The sequence below is a fragment of the Mycobacterium sp. TY815 genome, from assembly GCF_030755135.1.
GTDB lineage: Bacteria > Actinomycetota > Actinomycetes > Mycobacteriales > Mycobacteriaceae > Mycobacterium.
This window is the reverse complement of record NZ_JAUFRX010000001.1, coordinates 3,833,351-3,859,083: the sequence shown is the minus strand read 5'-3', so window position 1 is coordinate 3,859,083 and position 25,733 is coordinate 3,833,351. Positions and strand designations below refer to the sequence as shown.

General features: G+C 68.4%; 22 protein-coding genes. 17 read left to right on the top strand and 5 right to left on the bottom strand.

What is annotated here, in order from left to right:
• Nucleotides 1-136 precede the first annotated feature (136 nt).
• The 10 genes from eccA (at nt 137) to eccE (ending at nt 13,327) form a co-directional block, all read left to right on the top strand.
• Nucleotides 137-1,990: a type VII secretion AAA-ATPase EccA gene (eccA, locus tag QXK92_RS16785; protein WP_306244485.1), complete on the top strand. Its 1,854-nt coding sequence runs from the start codon at nt 137-139 to the stop codon at nt 1,988-1,990.
• Nucleotides 1,987-3,585 carry a type VII secretion protein EccB gene (gene eccB, locus QXK92_RS16780; RefSeq protein WP_306243017.1) on the top strand — a complete coding sequence of 533 codons (1,599 nt, stop codon included), beginning with the start codon at nt 1,987-1,989 and terminating at the stop codon, nt 3,583-3,585. Before eccA ends, eccB begins: the two co-directional genes overlap by 4 nt.
• Nucleotides 3,582-7,568: a type VII secretion protein EccCa gene (eccCa, locus tag QXK92_RS16775; protein WP_306243015.1), complete on the top strand. Its 3,987-nt coding sequence runs from the start codon at nt 3,582-3,584 to the stop codon at nt 7,566-7,568. Before eccB ends, eccCa begins: the two co-directional genes overlap by 4 nt.
• Entirely contained in the window at nt 7,565-7,873 is a 309-nt protein-coding gene (locus QXK92_RS16770) for a PE family protein (RefSeq protein WP_306243014.1), read from the top strand. Before eccCa ends, QXK92_RS16770 begins: the two co-directional genes overlap by 4 nt.
• A 104-nt stretch (nt 7,874-7,977) precedes the next feature.
• The gene (gene esxG, locus QXK92_RS16765; protein WP_055580202.1) at nt 7,978-8,271 is read left to right on the top strand and encodes a type VII secretion system protein EsxG; all 294 of its coding nucleotides are present in this window, start codon (nt 7,978-7,980) and stop codon (nt 8,269-8,271) included.
• Between the two features lie 26 nt (nt 8,272-8,297).
• The gene (locus tag QXK92_RS16760) at nt 8,298-8,588 is read left to right on the top strand and encodes a WXG100 family type VII secretion target (RefSeq protein ID WP_055580201.1); all 291 of its coding nucleotides are present in this window, start codon (nt 8,298-8,300) and stop codon (nt 8,586-8,588) included.
• 10 nt (nt 8,589-8,598) lie between these two features.
• Complete coding sequence (locus tag QXK92_RS16755) at nt 8,599-9,462, top strand: ESX secretion-associated protein EspG (protein ID WP_306243012.1); 864 nt, start codon at nt 8,599-8,601, stop codon at nt 9,460-9,462.
• Nucleotides 9,463-9,552: 90 nt separating this feature from the next.
• Nucleotides 9,553-10,947 carry a type VII secretion integral membrane protein EccD gene (eccD, locus tag QXK92_RS16750; protein WP_306244484.1) on the top strand — a complete coding sequence of 465 codons (1,395 nt, stop codon included), beginning with the start codon at nt 9,553-9,555 and terminating at the stop codon, nt 10,945-10,947.
• 44 nt (nt 10,948-10,991) lie between these two features.
• Nucleotides 10,992-12,359, top strand: coding sequence for a type VII secretion-associated serine protease mycosin (gene mycP / locus QXK92_RS16745; protein WP_306244482.1), 1,368 nt, complete (start codon nt 10,992-10,994; stop codon nt 12,357-12,359).
• Complete coding sequence (gene eccE, locus QXK92_RS16740) at nt 12,356-13,327, top strand: type VII secretion protein EccE (RefSeq protein WP_306243010.1); 972 nt, start codon at nt 12,356-12,358, stop codon at nt 13,325-13,327. The genes mycP and eccE overlap by 4 nt, the downstream gene beginning before the upstream one ends.
• A 26-nt stretch (nt 13,328-13,353) precedes the next feature.
• On the opposite strand, the gene QXK92_RS16735 is transcribed toward eccE, so the two are convergent.
• On the bottom strand, nt 13,354-14,568 hold the full coding sequence (locus tag QXK92_RS16735; protein WP_306243008.1) for a S9 family peptidase: 1,215 nt from the start codon (nt 14,566-14,568) through the stop codon (nt 13,354-13,356).
• Nucleotides 14,569-14,722: 154 nt separating this feature from the next.
• On the opposite strand from QXK92_RS16735, the gene QXK92_RS16730 reads away from it, so the two are divergent.
• Nucleotides 14,723-15,505, top strand: coding sequence for a trans-aconitate 2-methyltransferase (locus QXK92_RS16730; RefSeq protein WP_306243006.1), 783 nt, complete (start codon nt 14,723-14,725; stop codon nt 15,503-15,505).
• Here the strand turns inward: QXK92_RS16730 and QXK92_RS16725 are convergent.
• Genes QXK92_RS16725 through QXK92_RS16715 form a run of 3 tightly spaced genes read right to left on the bottom strand, consistent with a single transcriptional unit; the run spans nt 15,494 to nt 18,070 of the window.
• Nucleotides 15,494-16,894, bottom strand: a complete 1,401-nt coding sequence (locus tag QXK92_RS16725) for a sulfatase (protein WP_306243004.1) — start codon at nt 16,892-16,894, stop codon at nt 15,494-15,496. The two genes, QXK92_RS16730 and QXK92_RS16725, sit on opposite strands and share 12 nt — an antisense overlap.
• Entirely contained in the window at nt 16,895-17,563 is a 669-nt protein-coding gene (gene bluB / locus QXK92_RS16720; protein ID WP_306243003.1) for a 5,6-dimethylbenzimidazole synthase, read from the bottom strand.
• Nucleotides 17,564-17,587: 24 nt separating this feature from the next.
• A complete protein-coding gene (locus tag QXK92_RS16715; RefSeq protein WP_306243001.1) occupies nt 17,588-18,070 on the bottom strand; it encodes a hypothetical protein in 483 nt (160 codons plus the stop codon).
• 57 nt (nt 18,071-18,127) lie between these two features.
• Between QXK92_RS16715 and QXK92_RS16710 the strand changes: the two genes are divergently transcribed.
• Complete coding sequence (locus tag QXK92_RS16710; RefSeq protein ID WP_306242999.1) at nt 18,128-18,793, top strand: phosphatase PAP2 family protein; 666 nt, start codon at nt 18,128-18,130, stop codon at nt 18,791-18,793.
• A 43-nt stretch (nt 18,794-18,836) separates the two neighbouring features.
• Nucleotides 18,837-19,493 carry a L,D-transpeptidase gene (locus QXK92_RS16705; RefSeq protein ID WP_306242997.1) on the top strand — a complete coding sequence of 219 codons (657 nt, stop codon included), beginning with the start codon at nt 18,837-18,839 and terminating at the stop codon, nt 19,491-19,493.
• Between the two features lie 7 nt (nt 19,494-19,500).
• On the opposite strand, the gene QXK92_RS16700 is transcribed toward QXK92_RS16705, so the two are convergent.
• Nucleotides 19,501-20,007 carry a nuclear transport factor 2 family protein gene (locus tag QXK92_RS16700; protein WP_306242995.1) on the bottom strand — a complete coding sequence of 169 codons (507 nt, stop codon included), beginning with the start codon at nt 20,005-20,007 and terminating at the stop codon, nt 19,501-19,503.
• Nucleotides 20,008-20,201: 194 nt separating this feature from the next.
• On the opposite strand from QXK92_RS16700, the gene QXK92_RS16695 reads away from it, so the two are divergent.
• The 4 genes from QXK92_RS16695 to QXK92_RS16680 all read left to right on the top strand — a co-directional run bounded on the left by QXK92_RS16695 (nt 20,202) and on the right by QXK92_RS16680 (nt 25,621).
• Nucleotides 20,202-22,112, top strand: coding sequence for an Hsp70 family protein (locus QXK92_RS16695; RefSeq protein WP_306242994.1), 1,911 nt, complete (start codon nt 20,202-20,204; stop codon nt 22,110-22,112).
• 198 nt (nt 22,113-22,310) lie between these two features.
• Nucleotides 22,311-23,747, top strand: coding sequence for a hypothetical protein (locus QXK92_RS16690; RefSeq protein WP_306242992.1), 1,437 nt, complete (start codon nt 22,311-22,313; stop codon nt 23,745-23,747).
• A 32-nt stretch (nt 23,748-23,779) separates the two neighbouring features.
• Nucleotides 23,780-24,202 carry a hypothetical protein gene (locus QXK92_RS16685; RefSeq protein ID WP_306242990.1) on the top strand — a complete coding sequence of 141 codons (423 nt, stop codon included), beginning with the start codon at nt 23,780-23,782 and terminating at the stop codon, nt 24,200-24,202.
• 177 nt (nt 24,203-24,379) lie between these two features.
• A complete protein-coding gene (locus QXK92_RS16680) occupies nt 24,380-25,621 on the top strand; it encodes an HNH endonuclease signature motif containing protein (protein WP_306242988.1) in 1,242 nt (413 codons plus the stop codon).
• The last annotated feature ends 112 nt before the right edge of the window (nt 25,622-25,733 follow it).

The window sequence follows — 25,733 nt, the reverse complement described above, 5'->3', positions numbered from 1 at the left end:
TTGAGACGGGAGTCCGAGTGGTAAATCGAGCGGAACGGGCCGCCTCGACAGTTAGCTTAGGGAATGCTAACTTCGTGTGGCTAACCTCGGGCGGATTTCGCCAATGGCGACCTTGACTTCAGGAGACGGCGCGGGCGTGGAACGCGGTGATATAGGCATGCTGGCGGCTGCGCCCCGAGCATCCCGGACGGACGGCAGAGTCGACGAAGACGTCCTCAGTAGGTTTGCCACCTGCTGTCGGGCCCTCGGTATCGCGGTCTACGAGCGGAAGCGACCGGCAGATCTGAGTGCGGCGCGCTCAGGCTTCAGTGCGCTGACCCGTGTCGCGCACGAGCAGTGCGATGCATGGACCGGGTTGGCTGCCGCCGGTGACACCTCCAAGCATGTGCTGGAACAGGTCTCGCGGACCGCCGCCACAGCCGGCGTACTGCAGCGTCAGGTCGAACTCGCGCCAGGGGCACTCGGGTTCCGCTACGACACCGGCTTGTATCTACAGTTCCGGGCCACCACGCCCGACGACTTCCACCTCGCCTACGCGGCCTCGCTGGCGGCCGAGCGCCAGTTCGCGGTGGCCGACCAGATCGTCAGCCGCATCAGCGAGCGCCGCCCCAAATCGCGTGAGGCCCGCTGGATTTCGGTCGTCATCAACTACCGCGCCGAGCGCTGGTCGGACGTGGTCAAGCTGCTGACCCCGATCGTCAACGACACCGACCTCGACGAGGCCTTCGCGCACGCGGTGAAAATCACGCTGGGCACCGCGCTGGCGCGACTGGGCATGTTCGCTCCGGCGCTGTCCTATCTGGAAGAGCCCGAAGGCCCCATCGCCGTCGCCGCGGTCGACGGTGCGCTGGCCAAGGCGCTGGCGCTGCGCGCGCACGTCGACGAGGAAGCGGCCAGCGAAGTGCTGCACGAGCTGTACGCGGCCAATCCGGAGAATGCGGAGATCGAGCAGGCGCTGTCCGATCCGAGTTTCGGGATCGTCACCACCACCGCGGCGCGCATCGACGCCCGCATCGACCCGTGGGACGCCGAAACCGAGCCCAGTGACGCCGATTTCGTCGACCCGGGCGCCCGCGAGCGCAAGGCCACCCTGTTGGCAGAGGCCGAGGTTCAGCTCAACGACTTCATCGGTCTGGACGAGGTCAAGAACCAGGTGTCCCGGCTGAAGAGTTCCGTAGCGATGGCCGTGCTGCGACAGCAGCGTGGTCTCACCGTCGCCCAACGCACCCACCACCTGGTGTTCGCCGGCCCGCCCGGGACCGGTAAGACCACCATCGCCCGTGTCGTCGCCAAGATCTACTGCGGCCTGGGCCTGCTCAAGCGCGAGAACATCCGCGAGGTGCACCGAGCGGACCTGATCGGCCAGCACATCGGTGAAACCGAGGCCAAGACGAACGCGATCATCGACAGCGCCCTGGATGGCGTGCTGTTCCTCGACGAGGCGTATGCGTTGGTGGCCACCGGAGCCAAGAACGACTTCGGACTGGTTGCCATCGACACGCTGCTGGCGCGCATGGAGAACGACCGCGACCGGTTGGTGGTGATCATCGCCGGGTATCGCGCAGACCTGGACAAGTTCCTCGACACCAACGAGGGGCTGCGGTCCCGCTTCACCCGCAGCATCGACTTCCCGTCCTACCAGCCGTCCGAACTGACCGAGATCGCCAATCTCATGGCGCAGCAACGGGACAGCGTGTTCGAGCAGGCCGCCCTGGACGATATGCAGCGGCTGTTCACCCACTTGGCCGAGACGTCGTCGCCCGACAGCAACGGGATCGCGCGGCGCAACCTCGACATCGCCGGCAACGGCCGGTTCGTCCGGAACGTGGTCGAACGCTCCGAGGAGGAGCGCGAATTCCGGCTCGACCATTCCGAACAAGCCGGCACGGGTGAATTCACCGATGAGGAACTGATGACGATCACCGCGCAAGACGTCCGCAACACCGTCGCCCCGCTGTTGCGCGGGCTGGGACTGTCGGTGCCGGCATGAGCAAGAGCGAGTACGACGACGAGCGCGACGAGCGGCGTTCCTTCGCTTCTCGCACGCCGGTCAACGAAAACCCCGACCAGGTGCACTACCGCCGTGGTTTCGTCACGCGCCACCAGGTGACCGGGTGGCGGTTCGTGATGCGACGCATCGCCTCCGGAATTGCATTGCACGACACCAGGATGCTGGTCGACCCGCTGCGTACCCAGTCGCGTGCGGTGCTGATGGGCGTACTGCTGCTGGTCACCGGGCTGCTCGGCTGCTTCGTGTTCTCGCTGATCCGGCCCAACGGGCAGGTGGGCAGCAACACCGTGCTGGCCGACCGGTCCACCGCAGCGCTTTACGTGCGCGTGGGGGATCAGCTGCACCCGGTGCTCAACCTCACCTCGGCCCGCCTGATCGCCGGCCAGCCGGTCAACCCGACCACGGTGAAAAGTGCTGAGCTGGACCGGTTTCCGCGCGGCAACCTGATCGGCATTCCGGGTGCCCCGGAGCGGATGGTGCAGAACACCTCTCGCGACGCCGCCTGGACGGTGTGCGATGCGGTGAGCGGGCAGCCGGGGCGCGGTGCCCGCAGCACCGGTGTGACCGTCATCGCCGGAGCGCCCTACAGCGACGGCTCCCGCGCGGCCACGATCAGTGCCGGCCAGGTGATCCTGGTGGATAACGGCAACAGCACCTGGGTGTTGTGGGACGGCAAGCGCAGCCGCATCGACCTGGCCGACCACGCCGTCACCAATGCTCTCGGCCTGGGCACCGACGTGCCCGCGGCGCGGCCGGTGGCAGCGGGCCTGTTCAATGCGATTCCCGAGTCGCCACCGCTGGCTGCGCCGCCCATCCCCAATGCCGGTGCCCCGGCCGGTTTCGCCGTGCCCGCGCCGATCGGCGGGGTGGTGGTGTCCTACGCCGTGGACCGCAGCGCTTCGGACACCGTCAGCTACTACGCGGTGCTGCCCGACGGGCTGCAACCGATCTCACCGGTGCTGGCGTCCATCCTGCGCAACACGAATTCCTATGGGCTGCAACAACCTCCACGCCTGGGTGCCGATGAGATCGCGAAGCTGCCGGTGTCGCGGATGCTGGACACCGGCCGGTATCCGGCACAGCCGGTGACGCTGGTGAACCCGGCCAGCAATCCGGTCACCTGTGCCTTCTGGAGCAAGCCCGCCGGAGCCGCCACCAGCTCGCTGAGTCTGTTGTCGGGATCGGCGCTTCCGGTGCCGGAGGGACTGCGAACCGTCGAATTGGTCGGCGGCGGAGCCAAAGTCGCGATCACGCCGGGCTCCGGATACTTCACCCAGACCGTCGGCGGCGGCGCGACAGCGCCCGCCACCGGGTCGCTGTTCTGGGTCTCCGACACCGGGGTCCGGTTCGGTATCGACACCGAGTCCGACGGCCGCCCGGGAGCCACCGGCCGCAGCAAAGCGGTTGAGGCTCTTGGTCTTGCGTCGCCGCCGCTGAGCATCCCGTGGTCCATCCTGTCCTTGTTCGCACCCGGTCCGACACTGTCGCGCGCCGATGCGCTGTTGGCGCATGACGGCCTGCCGCCCGACAGCCGGCCGGGCCACCCGGTAACCGCCGAAGGGGAGCCCCGATGAGCAGACTGATCTTCGAGGCGCGCCGGCGGTTGACGCCGCCCGCCGCCCGCAAAGGCACCATCACCATCGAGGCACCGCCGGAACTGCCGCGGGCGATTCCGCCGTCGCTGTTCCGCCGCGCAATGCCGTACCTGATCGGGATTCTGATCGTCGGCATGATCGTGGCCTTGTTCGCCACCGGCATGAAGGTGATCTCACCGCAGACGTTGTTCTTCCCGTTCGTACTGTTGTTGGCCGCCACCGCGCTCTACCGGGGCAATGACAACAAGATGCGCACCGAGGAGGTCGATGCCGAACGGGCCGACTATCTGCGCTACCTCTCGGTGGTGCGGGACAACATCCGCGCGCAGGCCGCCGAGCAGCGGGCCGCGGCGCAGTGGTCGCACCCGGAGCCCAAGGCGCTGGCCGCCGTACCGGGGTCGCGTCGCCAGTGGGAGCGCGACCCGCACGACCCGGACTTCCTGGTACTGCGGGCCGGTCGCCACTCGGCTCCCCTGGCCACCGCGCTGCGGGTCAACGACACCGCCGACGAGATCGACCTGGAACCGGTGTCGCACAGTGCATTACGCAGCCTGCTCGACACTCAGCGCACGGTTCGCGACATACCGACGGGAATCGACCTGACCAAGGTCTCCCGCATCACGGTGCTGGGGGACGCCGAGCAGGCGCGGGCAGCGGTACGGGCCTGGATCGCTCAGGCGGTCACCTGGCACGACCCGACGGTGCTCGGCGTGGCGCTGGCCACCCGCGACCTGGAGGGCGACGACTGGTCGTGGCTGAAATGGTTGCCGCACGTGGACATCCCGGGCCAGGTCGACGGTGTCGGCCCGGCCCGTTACCTGACCGACGATGCCGACGAACTGGCGGATCTGCTCGCTCCGGCATTGGACGACCGCCCGGCGTTCACCGGCCGGGCGGTAGATGCGTTGCGGCACCTGCTGATCGTGGTGGACGACCCCGACTATGACCTGAAGGTCTCGGCGCTCGGTTCGGCCCGTGCCGGCGTCACGGTCGTGCACTTCTCGGACACGGCGCCGCACCGCGAGCAGTACTCCGACCCGGAGAAGCCGATTCTGCGGGTCGCCGACGGAGCCATCGAACGGTGGCAGACCGGTGGCTGGCAGCCCTACATCGACGCAGCCGACGAGTTCAGCGGGCACGAAGCCGCCCACCTCGCGCGCCGGCTGTCGCGCTGGGATTCCAACCCGACCCACACCGGGCTGCGTTCGGCAGCCACTCGCGGCGCCAATTTCACCACCTTGCTGGGTATCTCGGACGCATCCCGGCTGGATGTGCCCGCGCTGTGGGCGCCGCGGAGCCGGGACGAGGAGTTGCGCGTCCCGATCGGTGTCACCGCCACCGGCGAACCGCTGATGTTCGACCTGAAGGACGAGGCCGAGGGCGGGATGGGTCCGCACGGCCTGATGATCGGTATGACAGGTTCCGGCAAGTCGCAGACCTTGATGTCGATCCTGCTGTCGCTGTTGACAACTCACTCGGCGGATCGGCTGATCGTCATCTACGCCGACTTCAAGGGCGAGGCCGGGGCCGACAGCTTCCGCAACTTCCCGCAGGTCGTCGCCGTGATCTCGAACATGGCGGAGAAGAAGTCACTGGCCGACCGGTTCGCCGACACGCTGCGCGGCGAGGTGGCCCGCCGGGAGATGCTGCTGCGCGAGGCCGGCCGCAAGGTGCAGGGCAGCGCGTTCAACTCGGTCACCGAGTACGAGGCCGCGATCGCGAATGGGCATGATCTGGCGCCCATCCCGACACTTTTCGTGGTGGCCGACGAGTTCACCCTGATGCTCGCCGACCACCCGGAGTACGCGGAGCTGTTCGACTATGTGGCGCGTAAGGGCCGCTCGTTCCGCATCCACATCCTGTTCGCCTCCCAGACGCTAGATGTCGGGAAGATCAAGGACATCGACAAGAACACCTCGTACCGGATCGGTCTGAAGGTGGCCAGCCCCAGCGTGTCTCGCCAGATCATCGGTGTGGAAGACGCTTATCACATCGAATCGGGCAAGGAGCACAAGGGCATCGGATTCCTGGTTCCGGCGCCGGGTGCGGCCCCGATCAAGTTCCGGTCGACCTACGTCGACGGCATCTACGAGCCTCCGCAGGCAGCGAAAACCCTGGTGGTTCAGACGGTTCCGGAGCCGAAGTTGTTCCCCGCCGGAGCGGTCGAGCCGGACCCGGGCACCGTGATCTCGGGTGCCGGCGAGGACGAGGTGGTCGGCCCGCCGCGCAAGCTGATCGCGACCATCGGCGAGCAGCTGGCCGGGTATGGTCCGCGGGCGCCGCAGCTGTGGCTGCCGCCGCTGGACGAACCGATCCCGCTGACGGCGGCACTGGCGCGTGCCGGTGTGCCGGCGCGGCAGTGGCGCTGGCCGCTCGGCGAGGTCGACAAGCCGTTCGAGATGCGCCGCGACCCACTGGTCTTCGACGCCACCTCCTCGGCCGGCAACATGGTGATCCACGGTGGTCCCAAGTCCGGGAAATCGACTGCGCTGCAAACGTTCATCCTCTCGGCGGCCAGCCTGCACACGCCGCGCGACGTGACGTTCTACTGCCTGGACTACGGCGGCGGACAACTCCGCGCGCTGGAGGGCCTGGCGCACGTCGGCACCGTTGCCTCGGCGCTGGAGCCCGAACGCATCCGCCGCACGTTCGGCGAGCTGGAGCAGCTGTTGCTGGCCCGGCAGCGGCGCGAGGCGTTCCGCGACAAGCAGGGCAACGGCAATGGCTCCGTGACCGATGACGGTTTCGGCGAGGTCTTCCTGGTCATCGACAACCTCTACGGCTTCGGACGTGACAACGTCGACCAGTTCAACACCCGAAACCCGTTGCTGGCCAGGGTGACCGAGCTGGTCAACGGTGGACTCGCCTACGGCATCCACGTGGTCATCACCACCCCGAGCTGGCTGGAGGTGCCCCTTGCGATGCGCGACGGCCTCGGGCTGCGCCTCGAGCTCAAGTTGCACGATGCACGCGACAGCAATGTGCGGGTGACGGGTGCGCTGCACCGTCCGGCCGAGGCCATCCCACATGACCAACCGGGACGCGGCCTGACCATGGCCGCCCAGCACTTCCTGTTCGCCGAACCGGAACTGGACCAGATACCGGTGATCAACGCGCGCTACCCGGGCCAGACGGCGCCGCCGGTGCGCCTGCTGCCCAGCAACCTGGCTCCCGAAGCGGTCGGCGCGCTCTACCGCGGCCCGGAACAGATCGTCATCGGCCAGCGCGAGGAGGACCTGGCACCGGTGGTGCACGACTTCGCCGAGCAGCCGCTGCTGATGGTCTTCGGCGACAGCAAGTCCGGCAAGACCACCTTGCTGCGTCACATCATCCGCACCGTCCGGGAGAATTCGACTCCCGACTCGGTGGCCTTCACCGTGCTGGACCGGCGACTGCACCTGGTCGACGAACCGTTGTTCCCGGACAACGAGTACACCGCCAACATCGACCGGATCACCCCGGCGATGATCGGGCTGGCCAACATCATCGAGTCCCGGCGCCCGCCTGCGGGCCTGTCGCCGGCGGAGCTGTCGCGCTGGACCTATCAGGGCCACACCCACTACCTGATCATCGACGACGTCGACCAGGTCCCCGATTCCGCGGCGACCAGCGGACCTTATGTGGGCCAGCGCCCCTGGAGCCCGCTGATCGGGCTGCTGGGTCAGGCCAGCGACCTGGGGTTGCGGGTGATCGTCACCGGCCGGGCGTCCGGGTCGGCGCACGCGTTGATGACCAACCCGCTGCTGCGCAGATTCAACGACCTGCAGGCGACCACGCTGATGCTGGCCGGCAACCCGCAGGACAGCGGCAAGATCCGCGGACAGCGGTTCAGCCGGCTACCCGCGGGCCGCGGAATCCTGCTGTCGGACAGCGATACTCCGACATTTGTGCAATTGGTCAATCCGATGGTCGGTGCGGCCGCGTTATTTGGTGATACGCAACAGGAGGGAAGTCAGTCATGACGTTGCGAGTAGTTCCGGAGGGACTGGCCGCCGCCAGCGCCGCGGTCGAGGCGCTGACGGCGAGACTGGCTGCCGCGCATGCCAGCGCGGCGCCGTTGATCACCGCGGTGGTTCCGCCGGCGGCCGACCCGGTGTCGCTGCAGACCGCCGCCGGTTTCAGCGCCCAGGGCCAGGAGCACACCGCGGTCGCCGCCCAGGGTGTCGAGGAGTTGGGGCGCGCCGGTGTCGGCGTCGGCGACGCCGGCGCCAGCTACCTGGCCGGTGACGCGGCGGCCGCCGCGACCTACGGGATGGCCGGCGGCTGATGAGCTTTTCGGGGGAGTGGGAACGCGAGGAAGGGGGAGCCGGAAGTCAGCGAGATCACTTACCACGCAAGGAATTCTGATTCACATCTAGGGAAGGAAGATCTATGAGTTTGTTGGACGCTCATATTCCGCAGTTGGTGTCGTCGCAGTCGGCGTTCAGCGCCAAGGCCGGACTGATGCGGCACACGATCGGTCAGGCCGAGCAGGCGGCCATGTCGGCGCAGGCGTTCCACCAGGGCGAGTCCTCGGCGGCGTTTCAGGCTGCCCACGCCCGCTTCGTGGAGGTAGCGGCGCGGGTCAACACCCTGCTGGACATCGCGCAGGCCAACCTGGGCGAGGCTGCCGGCACCTATGTGGCCGCCGACGCCGCGGCCGCTTCGTCCTACACCGGCTTCTGAGTCCGGCTTTCAGGAAGGGATCAATCATGTCGCAGATCATGTACAACTACCCGGCCATGCTCGCCCACGCCGGGGACATGTCGGGTTACGCGGGCACCTTGCAGGGCCTGGGCGCCGACATCTCGGCCGAGCAGGCCGCGCTGCAGAACGCCTGGCAGGGTGACACCGGGGTGACGTACCAGGCGTGGCAGGTGCAGTGGAACCAGGCCATGGAGGACCTGGTGCGTGCATACCAGGCGATGGCCAGCACCCATGAAGCCAACACCATGTCGATGATGGCCCGGGACGCCGCCGAAGCCGCCAAGTGGGGCGGTTAGCCGCACCTAGATGGACGCTTCGCCCAATGCCGTTGAGCTGACGGTAGATCAGGCGTGGTTCATTGCGGAAACCGCTGGGGCGGGCAGCTTTCCCTGGGTGCTCGCCATCACCACTCCGTATCGCGATGCCGCGGAACGAACCGCGTTCTTCGACCGTCAGAAGGACGAGCTGACCCGGATGGGAGTGATGACGCCGGACGGCGTCATCACTCCGGTGATCGCGGACTGGATCAAAGTGGTGTGCTTCCCGGACCGCTGGCTCGACCTGCGTTACCTGGGGCCCAGTTCGGTGACCGACGCCGGCGACATGCTGCGCGGGATCGTCGCGCAGCGGGCCGGCGCCACCGTGGTGGCGCTGCGTAGCGCGCAACTGGTCACGTTCACCGCGATGGACATCGACGACCCGCGCGCGCTGGTGCCCGTCCTGGGCGTGGGATTGATGCAACGGCCGCCGGCCAGGTTCGAGGAGTTCAGCATGCCGACCCGGGTGGGGGCCCGGGCCGACGAGCGGCTGCGGGCCGGGGCGCCGCTCGCCGAAGTTCTCGACTATCTTGGTATTCCGGCGTCAGCGCGCGCGGTGGTGGAGTCGGTGTTCACCGGTCCGCGCAGCTACGTCGAGATCGTGGCCGGCTGCAACCGAGACGGCCGGCACGCCACCACCGAGGTCGGGCTCAGCATCATCGACACCACCGCCGGGCGGGTGCTGGTCAGTCCTTCCCGCGCCTTCGACGGCGAGTGGGTTTCCACATTCAGTCCCGGCACGCCGTTCGCGACCGCCGTCGCGATCGAGCAACTCACGTCCTTCCTGCCGGACGGGGAATGGTTCCCCGGTCACCGGTTATCGCGAGACTTCTCCACCCAGGCGAACGCATAAACAAGGCATAGACAGCAAGCAGAAAGAGAGCACGATGTTCCAGCAACGGCCCCAGCAGCTTTGGTGGGTTCAGTGACGTCCGGCACCGTCATGCCGATCGTCCGCGTCGCCATATTCGCGGACAGCCGGTTGACGGAGATGGCATTGCCTACCGAGTTGCCGCTGCGTGAAATCCTGCCGGCGGTACAGCGCCTGGTGGTCCCCGGCAACGGCGACAGTGCCGATGGCGCTTCGGCCGCCCCCTACCTGAGCCTGGCGCCCATCGGCGGAGCGCCGTTCAGTCTGGACGCCAGCCTGGACACCGTCGGCGTGGTCGACGGGGATCTGCTTGCGCTGCAGCCGGTTCCGACGGGCCCGGCCGCGCCAGGCATTGTCGAGGACATCGCCGACGCCGCCATGATCTTCTCGGCCTCGCGACGTAACCCATGGGGCACCAAGCAGATTCAGCGCGGTGCGGTAGCCGCGGTGATCGGTGTCGCGCTGGTGGCCACCGGCCTGTCGGTCGCCCACCGGGTGGCGACCGGCGCCCTCGTCGGGCTGGTCGCGGTCAGTGCGCTCGCCGCCGTCATCGCGATCACCGGGTTGCTCAGCACCGGGCGCTCTCCCCGCACCGGCGTTGCGCTGTCGATCACCGCGCTGGTGCCGATCGCCGCCGCGCTGGCGCTGGCGGTGCCGGGCAAATTCGGAGCGGCGCAGGTGCTGCTGGGCGCGGCCGGGGTCGCCGCGTGGTCGCTGATCGCGTTGATCGTTCCCAGCACCGAGCGGGAGCGCGCCGTCGGCTTCTTCACCGCCTCGGCGGTGGTCGGGATGACCGTCGCGCTGGCGGCCGGGGCCGAGATGCTCTGGCGGCTGCCGATTCTCGCCCTGGGCTGCGGGCTGATCGTCGCGGCCCTGTTGATCACCATCCAGGCGGCTCAACTGTCGGCGCTGTGGGCGCGCTTCCCGCTGCCGGTCATCCCGGCGCCCGGCGACCCCACGCCGTCCGCGCCGTCGTTGCGGGTGCTGCAGGACCTGCCGCGCCGGGTGCGGATCAGCGACGCGCATCAGAACGGCTTCATCGCTGCCGCCGTGGTGCTGGGTGTGCTCGGATCCGTGGCGATCGCGCTGCGACCTGAGACGTTGAGCGTGGCGGGCTGGTATGTGGTGGTGGCGGCCTCGCTGGCGGCCGCGCTGCGGGCCCGGGTATGGGATTCGGCGGCGTGCAAGGCGTGGCTTTTGGCCCAGCCGTTCCTGGTGGCCGGTGTGCTGTCGGTGTTCTACGCCGCGACCGGACGTTTCACCGGAGCCTTGGTGGCGGTGCTGGTGCTGGTGGTGCTCGTGCTGGTCTGGATCGTGGTGGCGCTGAACCCGTCGATCGCGTCGCCGGACAGCTACTCGCTGCCGCTGCGCCGACTGGTCGGCTTCGTCGCGGCCGGGCTCGACGCGTCGCTGATCCCGGTGATGGCGTTCCTGGTCGGTCTGTTCGCCTGGGTGCTCAATCGATGAGACGTGCCGCTGGATTGGGTTGCTGCACAGCGGTTCTGGCGCTGATGCAGGCCCCGGTGATCGCGGCGGCGCCGCCGGCGCTGGCGATCAGCCCGCCGGTGGTGGACGCGGCGGCACCGCCGCCGAGCGGGACGCCGGGTCCGGCGCAGACAATGGAGCAGCGCGGCCCGTGCAGCGTCTCCGGCGTCATCCCCGGCAGCGACCCGGGCACGCCGACGCCCAGCCAGTCCATGCTGAATCTCCCTGCGGCGTGGCAGTTTTCGCGGGGCGAGGGCCAGTTGGTGGCGATCATCGACACCGGCGTGCGGCCGGGTCCGCGGCTGAGCAATGTCGAGGCCGGCGGTGACTTCGTGGAGGCCACCGACGGGCTGACCGACTGCGACGGGCACGGCACGCTGGTCGCCGGCATCGTCGCCGGCCAGCCCGGAGACGACGGCTTCTCCGGTGTGGCGCCCGCGGCGCGGCTGTTGTCGCTGCGGGTGACGTCGGCCAAGTTCTCGCCGCGCACCCCCGGTGGCGACCCCACGCTGGCGCGGGCGGCCATCGACATCGAAGCCCTGGCGCGCGCCATCGTGCATGCGGCCGATCGCGGCGCCAGGGTCATCAACATCTCCGCGATCACCTGCCTGCCGGCCGACCGCGCCGTGGATCAGGCCGAGCTGGGAGCGGCGATCAAGTATGCGGCGGTGGACAAGGATGTGGTGATCGTGGCCGCGGCGGGCAACAGTGGCCCGACCGGATCGGTCGCCGGCGGCACGTCGTGCGAATCGAACCCGCTGACCGACCTGAGCCGCCCCAGCGATCCGCGCAACTGGGCGGGCGTCACGTCGGTCTCCGTCCCGTCCTGGTGGCAGCCGTACGTGCTGTCGGCGGCGTCCGTGTCGCCGGACGGCCGGCCCTCGAAGTTCACCATGGCCGGCCCGTGGGTCGGCATCGCCGCGCCCGGGGAGAACATCGCGTCGGTGAGCAACGCCGACGGCGGCGGCCTGGCCAACGGCCTGCCCGACGACCATCAACAGCTGATCCCCCTCAGCGGCACCAGCTATGCGGCCGGCTACGTCTCCGGGGTCGCCGCGCTGGTCCGTGCCAAGTACCCCGATCTACCCGCCGCCGAGGTGGTGCGCCGCCTCACGGCGACCGCCCAGAACGGTCCGCGGGATCCGTCGAACGTCGTCGGGGCCGGCACGCTGGATGCCGTCGCGGCACTGACCTGGCAGCTGCCGTCGCCGGCAGGCGGGGCCCCGGCGCCGGCTTCGGTCAAGCCGGTCGCAGTCCCGCAGCCACCGGCGCCGCAGGACACCACACCGCGCAACGTCGCACTGGCCGGAGCCGGCGTGCTGACGCTGCTCGTCATCATCACCGCAGCGACGGTGGCGGTAGTTCGCCGCCGGAAGGAGTCCACCACCCCGTGAGCCACTCGATTCCCGCACCGGGTGCCGCCCGGGTCACCCTGGCGCTGCTGGCAGTGGTGCCGGCCGCCATGGCCTACCCCTGGCAGTCCACCCGCGCCTACTGGTTGATCGGCATCGCTGCGGTGGCGGTGATCCTGCTGTTCGGGTGGTGGCGCGGACTGCACTTCACCACGATCCTGCGCCGGCGGCTGGCCATCGTCCGCCGCGGTGGGAGACCGGTGCCCGAGCCCGATGCGAACACCCGCACCACCGCGTTGCTGCGGCTGGGACCGGCGTCCTCGGCTGCGCTGCCGCTGATCGCGCGCTACCTGAACTGCTATGGCATTCGCGCGGACAGCATCCGGATCACCAGTCGCCACAACGCATCCGGTGCCACCGACACCTGGATCGGGTTGACCGTGTCGGCCGTCGACAACCTGGCCGCGCTGCAGGCCCGCTCGGCCCGGATCCCGTTGCACGAGACCGCCGAGGTGGCCGCCCGCCGGCTGGCCGATCACCTGCGGGAGGTCGGATTCGACGCCAATACCGTTGCCGCCGAGGACGTCCCGGAGGTGCTGGCGTTCGAGTCCGGGGAGACTGCCCGCGAGACGTGGAGCGCGGTGCAGCTGGGTGGCTCGGATTATGTTGCGGCATATCGGGTCAAAGCAGACGACGGGCTGGGAGTGACGCTGGCCGCGGTTCGGGAGCAGCAGGCCCGGGAGACCTGGATGGCCCTGGAGATCGCGGACGCGGGGACCCACCGCACGGTTGCCGCGGCATGTGCGTTGCGTACCGATGCCGCACCGGGCGGCACCGCCCCGGTCGCGGGCCTGACCTTGGAGCGGGGCAACCAGCGGCCGGCGTTGCAGACGCTGGACCCGCTGTCGACGCGACGGCTCGACGGTCACACCGAGGCGCCCGCCGACCTGCTGGAGCGGTTGGACTGGCCGACTGCGCAAGGCCCGTCCGAGGCGCTTAGTCGTATCTGACCTGATCTGGCCGTACCTGAACTGATCTAGTCGTACATGAACTGATGCAGGAACGGCGTCATCCGGCGTAGGTAGTCCAGCTGGCTGACGTGCAGCACGTGGCTGCCGGGGAACCAGTGCAGCGCGCACCGTTCCCAGTGCTTCCACAGCGCCACCGCGTGCTCGGGTGGGGCCATCCGGTCGCCGAGACCGGTGATGATCATGCGGCGGTCCTTGGACAGCAGCGGCTGGTAGTTCAGCGGGCCGTGGTAGGCCAGCCCGGCCTGCAACTCCTCGTTGTTGATGCTGGTCAGCCACCTGCCGAATTTGATGAGTGTGCTGGCCGGGAACCACTCGTCGAAGAGATCACCGGGTGTGATGACGGGACAGTTGGGGATGACGGCCTCGAGCCGGTCGTCGACGGAGGCGATCAGCGACGACGTGTAGCCACCGAGTGAAAGTCCGGTCAGCGCAATCCGTTCCACACCGGTGCCCTGCAGATAGTCCACGACGGAGCGAAAGTCGTGCACGGCCTGCGCCATCGCCTCGGCGAAACCGCTCAGCCCGCTGGCGAAGTAGCCGAAACCGCTGAACGGCGAGTGCTTTTCGGCGCGCTTGCCATGAAACGGCAACGTGTACAGCAACACGTCGTAGCCGGACCGGAAATACCAGGGCAGCGAGAAGAACAGGCCGTTGAACAGATACGAGGACCCCATGAACCCATGGATGACACACAGCGTGGGGCGGGGCCCGTCGTCGTGGCGCCAATGTTGGGCCCAGACCACGTTGTTGGCCGGCAGCGCGCTCCACCGCTTGCGCATGGCGGGGTTTATCGCCCGGAAGCTGCTGGGGAACGAGATGTTGTCGATGGTGGCCAGCGCGACCCGTTGTGCGAGCGGACTGGCATGCCGGGTCACGTTTTTCGGCGGTTCCAGCGGAGCCGGGAAGGACAGGCGCGGGTCACGCTCGGCGCCGAGCTCGGCGTAGAACTTCAACTTGTCACGCTCGCTGGCAGAATCGCCGCGCCGCAGATTGCTGCTGACGACGACCGGAGCCACGGTGGCGGCCAGCAGCGCCGATGCCGTTGTGCGCAGTGCGACATCGCTGATCGCCGAGGCCTCCACCACCACCCGCTGGCGGGGCGACAGAGTCGAGCGGGCAGGCAATCCCTCGGCGCCGACGTCGGCGCCGGGTACGTCGGGGATGGGCAGTGGAGGACTGATCGGGTCGGTGTCACCGACCAGGTCCGAGATCTCAGACATCTTCCCGATCGTAACGCGCTGATTGTGGCGGATGCGGGGCCTTTCGACATGCTCGTCAATAATTGGCACCCGGTCGACGCGCATTGGGGGGCCGTCCGGTAATACGGTTTGTTGGTGACACCCTTAAGTGCAGGTGTCGATCAGGAGGACCGATATGTGGGATCCCGACGTCTACCTGGCCTTTGCGGATCATCGCAGCCGGCCGTTCTACGACTTGGTGTCGCGGGTGGGCGCGGACCGGGCGCGGCGGGTGGTCGACCTCGGTTGCGGTCCCGGCAACTTGACCCGGTACCTGGCCAAGCGCTGGCCGCAGGCGGTGATCGAGGCCATCGACAGCTCTCCGGAGATGGTGGCCGCGGCCCGCGAACGCGGGATCGATGCCGTCACCGCCGACCTGCGCAACTGGAAGCCGCAGCCCGACACCGACGTCGTGGTGAGCAACGCGGCGCTGCACTGGGTGCCCGAGCACTCCGACCTGCTGCTCAAGTGGGTCGGTCAGCTTCCGGGCGGATCCTGGATCGCGGTTCAGATCCCGGGCAATTTCGACACTCCGTCGCACGCCGCCGTGCGTGCGCTGGCGCGCCGTGAGCCGTACGCAAAGATCATGCGCGACATACCGTTTCGCGTGGGCGCTGTGGTCCACCCGCCCACCCATTACGCGGATCTGCTGATGGATGCGGGCTGCCGCGTCGACGCGTGGGAGACCACCTATCTGCATCAGCTCACCGGCGAGCACCCGGTGCTGGAATGGATCACCGGCACCGCGCTGGTGCCGGTGCGCGAGCGCCTTGACGACGAAGGCTTCGACCAGTTCCGTCAGGAGCTGATCCCGTTGCTCGACGACGCCTATCCGCCCCGCGCCGACGGCACCACGATCTTCCCGTTCCGCCGGCTGTTCATCGTGGCGCAGGTGGACGGCCGCCGCTCAACTGGTTAACCCGGGCTCGACCTCGTCTTCGATGCCTCGGTCGACCGCGATCGCCGAGCGGCTGGTCGCTGCCGAGCGGTGGATCTTCAGATACGTTTCGGTGTAGCGCACCGAGATCCGGGTGCCGGCGAACTCCGAGGGAATCACGTCACCGGTGCGCTGACGCCAATCGTGCAGCCGGACGGCAAGATCGGCCGCGACGTCATCGGAGTCACCCGGAGAATCGCCGGCCAGCAGATTCGTGGTCTCGGTCGGGTCCGTTCGCAGGTCGTAGAGTTCGCGCTCGGGCCGGGGCGCGCTGACGAACGGAGCGACTGCGATTCCCGACGGGCTCTCCTCGATGTCCCATGGCAGGTCCAACAGCGGCCGGGGGACGTAATTCTCGATGTAGCTGTAGTCCTTGGTGCGGATCGCACGGATCGGGTCGAAGGAGTCGTGGTAGGTCTTCGTGGTGTAGACGTGATCGCGCACCGGAGCGACCTCTTCGGGTGCCAACAGCGCGTCCGCGTGCGACACGCCGTCGACGTCGCCGGGCACCTCGATGCCCAACAGGCCCAGCAGCGTGGGCAACAGGTCGACGCCGCTGAACAATTCGTCGTACACCCGCGGCGCCACGCCCAGGCTGGTCGGTGGCCGGATGATCAGTGCGATGCCGGTTCCGGCGTCGTAGAGGGTGGACTTGGCGCGCGGGAATGCCGGGCCGTGGTCGGTGAAGAAGACCACCCAGGTACTGGCGTCCAGACCGGTCTGCGACAGCGTGTCCAGAATCTGGCCCACCGCCGCATCCGCGGTGGTGATCGACCCGTAGAAGTCGGCCAGGTCGCCGCGTACCTCCGGTGTGTCCGGCAGGTAGTCCGGCAACTGTACGCTCGCGCTGTCGGCCGGTTCGTAGCGATCGTGCGGGTAGGGCCGGTGGGTTTCGAAGAAGCCGGCCGTCAGCAGAAATGGCTGGCCGGACAGGTCAGCAGGGCTGTCCTGCAGCCATTCTCCGACCTTCTCCACCACGTACTCGCAGTAGGAGTTCGACACGTCGAACTCGTCGAAACCAAGCCGCTTGGGATATGACGTCTCGTGCTGCATACCGAAAAGTGCTGAATACCAACCTGATTGGGAAAGTATTTGCGGCAAGGTCCGCACGTCGGTGCGGTATTCCCAACCGTGGTGGGCCAACCCGAGCAGGCCGTTGCTCTGCGGGTAGCGGCCGGTGAACAGCGAGCCGCGCGACGGCGAGCACAGCGGCGCCGTGGCATGGGCCCGGGTGAACAGGATGCCCTCGGCGGCCAACTGGTCCAGTCGTGGGCTCGACACGTCCGGGTGGCCGTAGGCACCGAGGTAGCGCCCGAGGTCGTGCCAGTGCACGAGCAGGACATTCTGCGCGGCTGTTGCCGAGTCACCCATTCACACCGTCCTTTCGTTCTGAGGAGTCTGCCATTGATTTTCCGAGACGAACTCCGGCAGCGGTCGCGCCGTCGTCCAGCCGTCGAGCTCCAGCGCCGGGCGTTCCGGGAATTCCGGCACCGGCCCCACGCACAGGATGGCCACCGGTTCGGCGCCGTCGGGCATGCCCAGCAACGCCGCCAGCCGGTGCGGATCGAACAGCGACACCCAGCCGACGCCCAGGCCCTCGCAGCGTGCCGCCAACCACAGGTTCTGGATCGCGCAGGAGACCGACGCGAGATCCATCTGCGGCAGCGTGCGCCGGCCGAAGATGTGCGTCTCCCGGTCCTCGCACAGCGCCACCACCAGCAGTTCTGCGCACTCCAGCACACCTTCCACTTTCAGGGCCAGGAACTCGGCCTCCCGCTGGCCCAGCGCCGCGCCGGTGAGCTTGCGTTCCTCGTCGACGAGCCCGTGAATGCGCCGTCGAAGGTCACCGTCGGTGATCCGGATGAAACGCCACGGCTGCATCAGACCCACGCTGGGTGCCGCGTGCGCGGCCTGCAGCAGCCGGCTCAGCACCTCCTCGGGAACCCGCGCGCCCGGACGGAAGCGGCGCATGTCGCGTCGTTCCGCGATCACGCGGTACACGGCGCGCCGCTCGGCCGCGCTATACGCGTAATCGGTCATCCGGTCATCGTAGAAACGTGGCCGTCACGGGCTGTAGCTGACGCCCACCGCCCGGAACACGTATTCGGGCGGCACGTCGAACGCCAGCGACCGCCGCGGCAGGCGGGCCAGCACATCCTCGTCCAGGGAGTCCTTGAAATGCAGCGAGAGATGACCGTGGAACCGTTCGTCGACCGCGGCGGTGTCCAGGTCGACTTGTAATCCGGTCGCGGAAATCTCCGCCTTCGCCGCACCCACCTGCGCTTCGTCCCAGCGGACGTCCACGACCCGCCCGGCCAGTTTGGGCACCACCGACATCGTCGCGAGCACCCGCTGCTCGGTGAACGCAAGGGACCCCACGTAACTGGCGATGCTGCCCTGGGACCGCAGACCCGGGATGGAGCCGCTGAACCGCCTGGTGACTGCGACGAACTCGGCGAGATGGATGAGGCCTTCGGCCTCCACCTGCGCATGCAGCTCCGCGGGCAACTTACCGACGCCGAACAACCTACGAAGAATCACGGGCATGACGCCAGTATGTGTCCGATTGGCGTTCGGTGCACCGAGCCTGTATCGATGTAGCCGATGACCAGCCCACGAATTGTCCAGCGCCTTTCGTGGTCTGCATGGCTGGCCTTCGCGGCGGTGGTGCTCTACGCCGCGCTGTGGGTGGGCCACCGGCAGCACTGGGTCTGGCTGCACGATTTCGATTGGGCGCTGCTGAACCCGGCGCACGACATCGGGATCAAGCACGCGGGCTGGGTGCGGTTCTGGGTCATCGTGTCCTTCGTGCTGGGCCCGATTCCGCTGCGGCTGGTGACCTTGGCGGCCATGGTGTTCACGCTGGTGCGACGACGGGTGCGGATGGCGCTGCTGCTGATGCTGTGCGGGCCGCTGAACGGGTTCATCACCCTGGTGGCCAAAAATCTGGCCGGGCGTCCGCGACCCACCACCGCCCTGGTGTACGCGTCCGAGACGTCGTTTCCGTCCGGGCATGCGCTGGAGGCGATGTGCAGTCTGCTGGCGCTGCTGGCGCTGGGGCTGCCGGTGGTGAAAAGCGGGCAGGCACGGATCGTCTTGATGGTGCTGGCCGGGTTGGGCGTGTTCATCGTCGGGGTGGCCCGGGTGGCGCTCAACGTGCACCACCCCTCGGACGTGATCGCCGGCTGGGCGCTGGGCTATGTGTATTTCATGTTGTGTCTCTGGGGTTTTCGGCCCGGGTCACAGCCCCGTGACCCAACCGGGGCTTAACCTTTACTTGACCCTGCGCTACGGCGGGTCTGACGATTGACGCATGCGCCGACTGCTCGCTCAGCTTTGTGCTGTCGTGTGCGCGTTCGTGGTGGCAGGCATGTTCGCACCGGTGGCCGGGGCCGCCGGCAATCCCTGGTTCGCGAACTCCGTCGGCAATGCGACACAGGTGGTTTCGGTGGTGTCGACCGGTGGGTCGAACGCGAAGATGGACATCTATCAACGCACCGCGGCCGGCTGGCAGCCGCTGAAGACCGGGATCCCCACCCACGTCGGCTCGGCGGGTATGGCGCCGCAGGCCAAGAGCGGCTACCCGGCCACCCCGATGGGTGTGTACAGCCTGGACTCGGCATTCGGCACCGCACCGAATCCCGGTGGGGGCCTGCCCTACACGCAGGTCGGACCGAACCACTGGTGGAGCGGTGACGACCACAGCCCCACCTTCAACAGCATGCAGGTGTGCCAGAAGGCGCAGTGTCCCTTCGACACCGCCGAAAGCGAGAATCTGCAGATCCCGCAGTACAAGCACGCGGTAGTGATGGGCGTCAACAAGAACAAGGTGCCCGGCGGTGGTGCCGCGTTCTTCTTTCACACAACTGACGGCGGGCCCACCGAGGGCTGCGTCGCGATCGACGACGCCACGCTGGTGTCGATCATCAAGTGGTTGCGCCCGGGCGCGGTGATCGCGATCGCGAAGTAGGCGAACGCTATTCGCTCACGTCCGCACGGGCACGGCCGGGCTTGACATTGAATTTCAGGTCCGCCACCGACATCGTCGCCTCGTAGGTGCGGTCGTAGCCGGTCGCGCTGATCCGCCACCCGTCCGGGGTGCGCCGGTACTGGTCGCGGTAGAACGCCGCACCGATCAGCATGAAGTTGAATTCGGCCACGATCACCCGGTCTTGCAGATACCAGATGCCCGAGGCCGTGTCGCCGTCGACGGTGATCTCCGGGTGATTCACCCGGTGCTCGGTGACGACACCGGGCCCCATGGCTGAGCTCAGGTACTCCACCAGGTCCTTGCGGTTGTCGAAGTGCAGTTCCTTGCCCAGCGACGAGCCGTAGGCACCGACGATGTCCTCGGTCATCGTCGCGGCGAAGTCGTCCCAGTGCTTGGTATCCATCGCCCGCAGGTAGCGGTACTTGACCTGTTTGATCGCTTCGATGTCTGCCACGGGGTATTCGGAGAGGCTCACCGGCTCATTGCAGCACACCGCGCCGGCCGGGCTGCGGGAGGGCCGGGACGCGACGCGACGGGAGGCGCTTTGTCAATGGTGCCGAACATACCTTTTCGATGACGACACGGCATCGACCAGATACCAATGACGTTGCCGCCGAACCACATTCGGTAACTCCGCGGCTAAGGTTAACGCTGGCTACCGACCCCTATCGACGAAAGCATGGCTATATGTACGACCCGCTGGGGTTGTCGATCGGGACCATGAACCTGGTTGCGGCGGCGAACGGAAGTTCTCCGGTCATCCGTCGCGCTGTGCTCACCCTGTATCCGCACTGCGCCCCGAAACTTGGTGTGTTCGGCGAGAATTCGGCCGATCCCGGCACCCTGATGAGTGCCTTCGTGGAACGAATCGGCGACTCCGTGGCGCTGATATCCCCGGACGGATCCGCGCATGACCCCGACCTGCTGACGGTCGAGGCGCTCGACGCGATGGTGGTCGCCGTCGGTGCCGATGCGAGTTCCGCCGACATCACGATTGCCGTTCCGGCGCACTGGAAACCGGCAACCGTGCAAGCCTTGCGCAACGCCCTGCGAACCCACGTGGGGTTCGTACGCAGCGGGATGGCGCCCAGACTGGTGCCGGATGCGATCGCGTCTCTGACGGCGGTGAACGCGGAGGTCGGCGTGCCCACCGGGGGTGTGGTGGGGTTGCTCGACTTCGGCAGCTCCGGCACCTACGTCACGCTGCTGGAAACCAAGGATGAGTTCGAACCCGTCAGCGCCACAATGCGTTACGACGACTTCTCTGGAAACCAGATCGACCAGGCGCTGCTGTTGCACATGATCGACGAGCTGGGTCACGGGGACATCGACACGGCCAGCACCGCGGTTCTCGGTCAGCTCGGTGCGCTGCGGGAGCAGTGCCGGGAGGCCAAGGAGCGGCTGTCCACCGATGCCGTCACCGAACTGGCGGCGGAGCTCTCTGGCGCCGGCACCGCGCTCGAGCTGACCCGGGAGAGGTTCGACGATCTGATCGCCGACCGGCTGACGGGCCTGATCTATGCCTTCGATGACATGCTGGCCCGCAACAATTCCAGTTTCGCCGACCTGGCGGCGGTGGTGACTGTCGGAGGCGGTGCCAACATTCCGCTTGTCAGCCAACGCCTTTCGTTCCACACTCGGCTGCCGGTGCTGACCGCGTCGGACCCGGTGAGTGCGGCCGCCAAAGGTGCTCTGCTGATGGCGACGCGCAATGACCTGATGGACCTGCGGACCCGGACCTCCATCGGACTGCTGGCTGCGGGCGCCAAGGCCGCCGGCACCAGCGTGATCGACCTGCCGGCCGGCGATGTGATGGTGATCGACCAGGACGCGTTGACCGATCGCGAGCTGGCCTGGTCGCAGACCGAGTTCCCCGAGGTGCCGACCCCCTTCCAGGGCGACTCCTACAACGAAGACGGCCCCTGCTTCTCCATGCGGCTCAACATCATCGACCCGCCCAAGGCGCCGCGGCGGCGGCTGCGGGTGTCGCAGTTGTTGATTGGTCTGTGCGCCGCGGTCGCGATGACCGCGGTCGGCGGGGTTGCGATCACGCTGACCGCCGTCGAGCAACGTCACACTCATCACCCGGCGCCGATCGTGCCCACCGTCGCACCCCCGCCGGTATCGCCGAGCGCGAAGTTGCCCAATCCGATCCCGACCAGTCCGGCAGCCCCCAGTCCGCTGCCGCCACCGCCCACCGAGGCGGCGGTTCCCAGTGCGGCTGCACCTACCAGTGTCGAGACGCCGCCGCCCCCACCACCGCCTCCACCGTCTCCCGCCATGACGACGACCAGGCCGGCTCCGCCGCCCACCACCACACACCCGCCCGTCGCCACCACCACGCCGCCCACCTCCGAGCCGCCCTCCACCAGCGAGCCGCCCAGCGCGGCCGAGGCGCCCAGCGCGGCAGAGGCCCCCGCCACCTCGGAGCCGCCGCCGGTGAAAATGACGACGCAGTGGCTGCACGTCCCACTGCTCCCGCTGCCGATCCCGATCCAGGTGCCGGCCAACCAGGTGCCGGCCAACCAGGCCCCCGCCAACCAGGTGCCGCAGAACGCCAATCCGCAGAACCCGTTCTCCTCGCCAGGGGGTCCCTGACCGGCGCTTCTCATTTGAGCTTCATAGGAATCGCTCCCTGCCTCGATGTGCGCGAGTAGGGTTTGAGCTGGCAAACTGCATACAGGCCAGCTGAATCGGTCGCTCCAGCAGTGGGGCGGACATCTGTCGACGGCGGCCCGCGCGGTGCGCCGGTCCGCCTAGACCCCGTGACCAGCTCGCACATGGCTTGGAGGGGTTATGGACATCGTGCTTGGGGTATCGATGGAGACCTCAGCAGTCCGGATGGTGCTGATCGAGGGCGCGAATGCTGACGGCGCGACCGTCGAGGAAGACAGCATCGACGTCACTACCCAGGAGGGCCCAGACGGCGGTGACGCGGCGACCGACCGGGTGATCGCCGCGCTGGTGGGCACCCGGGAAGGCGCGGCCGAGGGCGGCTATCAGCTGTCCTCCACCGGCGTCACCTGGACGGACCCCACCGAGGTCGCCGCGCTGCGGCTCGAGCTCGCCGCGCGCGAGGTCGGCAGTGTGATGCTGGTGTCGCCGCTGCTCGCCGCGGCCGCGTTGGCGCAGACGGTGGGCGCCGCCCTCGATTACGAGCACATCGCGATGCTGTTCGTCGAGGCCGGCAACGCCACGCTCGCCGTCGTCGAGATCGCCGACGGCTCGATCGTCGACCTGCACCGCCAGTCCGTGAGCGAGGAATCGCCGGCCGCGGGGCTGGTGACGATGGTCGCCGGGCTGGACGCGCCGGGTTCGCGGGCCGACGGCGTGTTCCTCATCGGATGTGGCGTCGACATCGTCGGCGTGAAGCCGGCTGTGGAGGCCGCGACGTCGTTGGTGGTCAGCTGCCCCGAAGAGCCGGAAATGGCGCTGGCCAGGGGCGCCGCGCTGGCATCCGCGAATGCGCCGCTGTTCGCTTCCTCGACGTCCGCACTGGCCTACGCGCTGGATCCGGGCACCGGTGAGGTGAACCCCCGCGCGCTCACCCCCAGCTACCTCGATGTCTGCGCCATGGCCGGGGTCAGTGAAGGCGCGCTGGCCTACAGCGCGGTGGACGAGGAGACCGACCCGGCCGCCGAACCCGAGACCGACACCCGGCGCAAGCCATTGGTGCTGGTGAGTGCGGCCATCGCCGGAGTCGCGGCGGTGGTGGCCGGGGTGCTGATCGTCTCGCTGGGCTCGCATGTCCGCCCGACCGCGGCCCAGCAGCCCAGTCCGCGTCAGAGCGTCGAGACACCGGCGGCCCAGGCGCCCGCCACCGAATTGCCGGCTCAGGTTTTGCTGCCTGCCCCCAGCGCGGCACCACCGCCGCCGAGCGCCACGCCGGTCCCGCCGCCGCCCGTGCAGGTCGCGGCAGCGCCCCCGGCGCCACCTGTGATTCAGCAGGCGCCGCCGCAGACCGTGACCCGGCCCGCGCAGGCGCCGGCTTATGTGGCGCCCGCGCCGCGCCGGCAGCCCACCCAGCAGGCGGCCCCACCGGTGCAGGCGCCGGTGCAACAGGCTGCCCCGCCGTCGGCGCCGCCGCCGGCGGCGCCCGCACCGGCCGCCCCGGCGCCGGCAGCGCCACCGACTCCGGTCATGACGATGTACCTGCACCTGCCGTTCGTGTCGATTCCGATCCCGATCAACCCGCCACCGCCACCGGCCCCGCCCGCGGAGCCGGGGCCGTAGCGGAACCGCCGGGTTGAGCGCAGACTGGGCCTATGAGCGATAAGGGTGGATCGGGCGGCGGCTTCGGGTTCGATCCCGAGGATTTCGATCGGGTGATCCGGGAGGGCACCGAGGGTCTGCGTGATGCGTTCGAGCGGATCAGCAGATATGTCGGGTCGCCCGGCGGGCGCCCGGGCTGGTCGTTGCTCTTTGAGGACCTCTCCCGCCGCAGCCGCCCGGAACCCGAAACCACCGGTGAGGCCGGTGACGGCGTCTGGGCCATCTACACGGTGGACGCCGACGGCGGCGCCCGGGTCGAGCAGGTCTACGCCAACGAACTCGACGCGCTGCGCGCCAACAAGAACAACACCGACCCCAAGCGCAAGGTGCGGTTCCTGCCGTACGGCATCGCGGTCAGCGTGCTCGACGATCCGACGGATGCCCCGGCCAAAGACGCAGACAGCGATCCTGCGTAGTCTCTGCCGGTCGTCTTGCCGAATATCGGGGCAGCGCCGAACAGGTAGCCATCTCCGCGGCCTCGATCTGTACGCAATGTTGTGCGGTCAGCGGCACGGCGGCTGACTGTCGCGGCCACGGCGAATCGCGGACTCACACAGAATCTCGATGTCGTACCCCGTTGGGAGGATGGGGTTATGTCGGTGACGGCCTTGGCGGGCTCTTTTCAGAGGCCTGCGGTGAAGCGTGTGGATGTGTTGTTTGAGGAGTTGGCGGAGTTGGCGGGGCAGCGCAACGCGATTGATGGGCGGATTGTGGAGATCGTCGCGGAGTTGGATCGTGACGGGTTGTGGGGGATGACGGGGGCGCGGTCGGTGGCGGCGGTGGTGGCGTGGAAGTTGGGGTGCTCGCCGGCGAACGCGCAGACGGTGACGGCGGTGGCGCATCGGGTGGCGGAGTTTCCGCGGTGTGTGGCGGGTTTGCGGGAGGGTCGGTTGTCGCTGGATCAGGTGGGGGTGATCGCGGCGCGGGCTGGGGACGGCTCGGATGCTCATTATGAGCAGTTGGCGCGGCATGCCTCGGTCAATCAGCTGCGCACCGCGATCAAGTGTGAGCCGCGGCCTAAGCCTGATCCGCGCCGGCAGCCGGCGATCGTCAAGACCGCCACCGAGGAGTCCACGTGCTGGCGGATCACGTTGCCGCACACCGAGGCGGCGACGTTTGAGGCGGCGCTGGGCGCGCATCGGGAGGCCCTGGTCGCCGAATGGAAGAGTGATCGCGCCGCACGCGGTGAGTCGGAGTCCGCGCCGCCGATGCCGGACACGCTGGATGCGTTCTTGCGGCTGGTGGAGGCGGGTTGGGATGCCGAGGCTGCCGCGCGTCCGCACGCCGCGCACACCACGGTGGTGGTGCACGTCGATGTCGACAAGCCCGCGGGCGCGCTGCACCTGGGCCCGGTGTTGAGTGAGGGCCAGCGCCAGTACCTGAGCTGTGATGCCACCTGTGAGGTGTGGTTCGAGCGCGAGGGCCGGCCGATCGGGGCCGGGCGGACGACTCGCACGGTCAACCGGCGGTTGCGCCGCGCGCTGGAACACCGCGACCGCTGCTGCGCGGTGCCCGGTTGCGGGGCGACCCGCGGCCTGCACGCCCATCACATCCGGCACTGGGAGAACGGCGGCCCCACCGAGCTGATCAATCTGATCCTGGTCTGCCCGTATCACCACCGGTTGCATCACCGCGGGGAGATCACCATCTCCGGTGACGCCGAGCACCTGACCGTGACCGACCGCGACGGCGACATCCTGCGCCCCGGGTCCCTGGCCCGCCCACCCACCAGCACCCCACCCCAGGTCCCGCCCTACCGCGGGCCCAGCGGCGAACGCGCCCAATGGAAGTGGTACACCCCCTTCGAACCCAAACCACCACCCACCACCAACTAAAGCCGATCTGTCAGCCACGGGTCGAGGCTCAAACATGTTGCGGCGCATAGAGTTAATGTGCGCATCGGCGCATCGGCGCATCGGCGCATCGGCGCACCGGCGTGTCACCCGA

Coding starts and splice junctions, on each gene's coding strand:
- QXK92_RS16715 (WP_306243001.1), bottom strand. CDS start 18,070: ATGCCCGTGATTCTTCGTAGGTTGTTCGGCGTCGGTAAGTTGCCCGCG.
- QXK92_RS16690 (WP_306242992.1), top strand. CDS start 22,311: ATGGACATCGTGCTTGGGGTATCGATGGAGACCTCAGCAGTCCGGATG.
- bluB (WP_306243003.1), bottom strand. CDS start 17,563: ATGACCGATTACGCGTATAGCGCGGCCGAGCGGCGCGCCGTGTACCGC.
- QXK92_RS16760 (WP_055580201.1), top strand. CDS start 8,298: ATGTCGCAGATCATGTACAACTACCCGGCCATGCTCGCCCACGCCGGG.
- QXK92_RS16695 (WP_306242994.1), top strand. CDS start 20,202: ATGTACGACCCGCTGGGGTTGTCGATCGGGACCATGAACCTGGTTGCG.
- QXK92_RS16705 (WP_306242997.1), top strand. CDS start 18,837: ATGCGCCGACTGCTCGCTCAGCTTTGTGCTGTCGTGTGCGCGTTCGTG.
- QXK92_RS16710 (WP_306242999.1), top strand. CDS start 18,128: ATGACCAGCCCACGAATTGTCCAGCGCCTTTCGTGGTCTGCATGGCTG.
- QXK92_RS16770 (WP_306243014.1), top strand. CDS start 7,565: ATGACGTTGCGAGTAGTTCCGGAGGGACTGGCCGCCGCCAGCGCCGCG.
- QXK92_RS16730 (WP_306243006.1), top strand. CDS start 14,723: ATGTGGGATCCCGACGTCTACCTGGCCTTTGCGGATCATCGCAGCCGG.
- QXK92_RS16755 (WP_306243012.1), top strand. CDS start 8,599: ATGGACGCTTCGCCCAATGCCGTTGAGCTGACGGTAGATCAGGCGTGG.
- QXK92_RS16735 (WP_306243008.1), bottom strand. CDS start 14,568: ATGTCTGAGATCTCGGACCTGGTCGGTGACACCGACCCGATCAGTCCT.
- QXK92_RS16725 (WP_306243004.1), bottom strand. CDS start 16,894: ATGGGTGACTCGGCAACAGCCGCGCAGAATGTCCTGCTCGTGCACTGG.
- eccCa (WP_306243015.1), top strand. CDS start 3,582: ATGAGCAGACTGATCTTCGAGGCGCGCCGGCGGTTGACGCCGCCCGCC.
- eccD (WP_306244484.1), top strand. CDS start 9,553: ATGCCGATCGTCCGCGTCGCCATATTCGCGGACAGCCGGTTGACGGAG.
- esxG (WP_055580202.1), top strand. CDS start 7,978: ATGAGTTTGTTGGACGCTCATATTCCGCAGTTGGTGTCGTCGCAGTCG.
- eccB (WP_306243017.1), top strand. CDS start 1,987: ATGAGCAAGAGCGAGTACGACGACGAGCGCGACGAGCGGCGTTCCTTC.
- mycP (WP_306244482.1), top strand. CDS start 10,992: ATGCAGGCCCCGGTGATCGCGGCGGCGCCGCCGGCGCTGGCGATCAGC.
- QXK92_RS16680 (WP_306242988.1), top strand. CDS start 24,380: ATGTCGGTGACGGCCTTGGCGGGCTCTTTTCAGAGGCCTGCGGTGAAG.
- QXK92_RS16685 (WP_306242990.1), top strand. CDS start 23,780: ATGAGCGATAAGGGTGGATCGGGCGGCGGCTTCGGGTTCGATCCCGAG.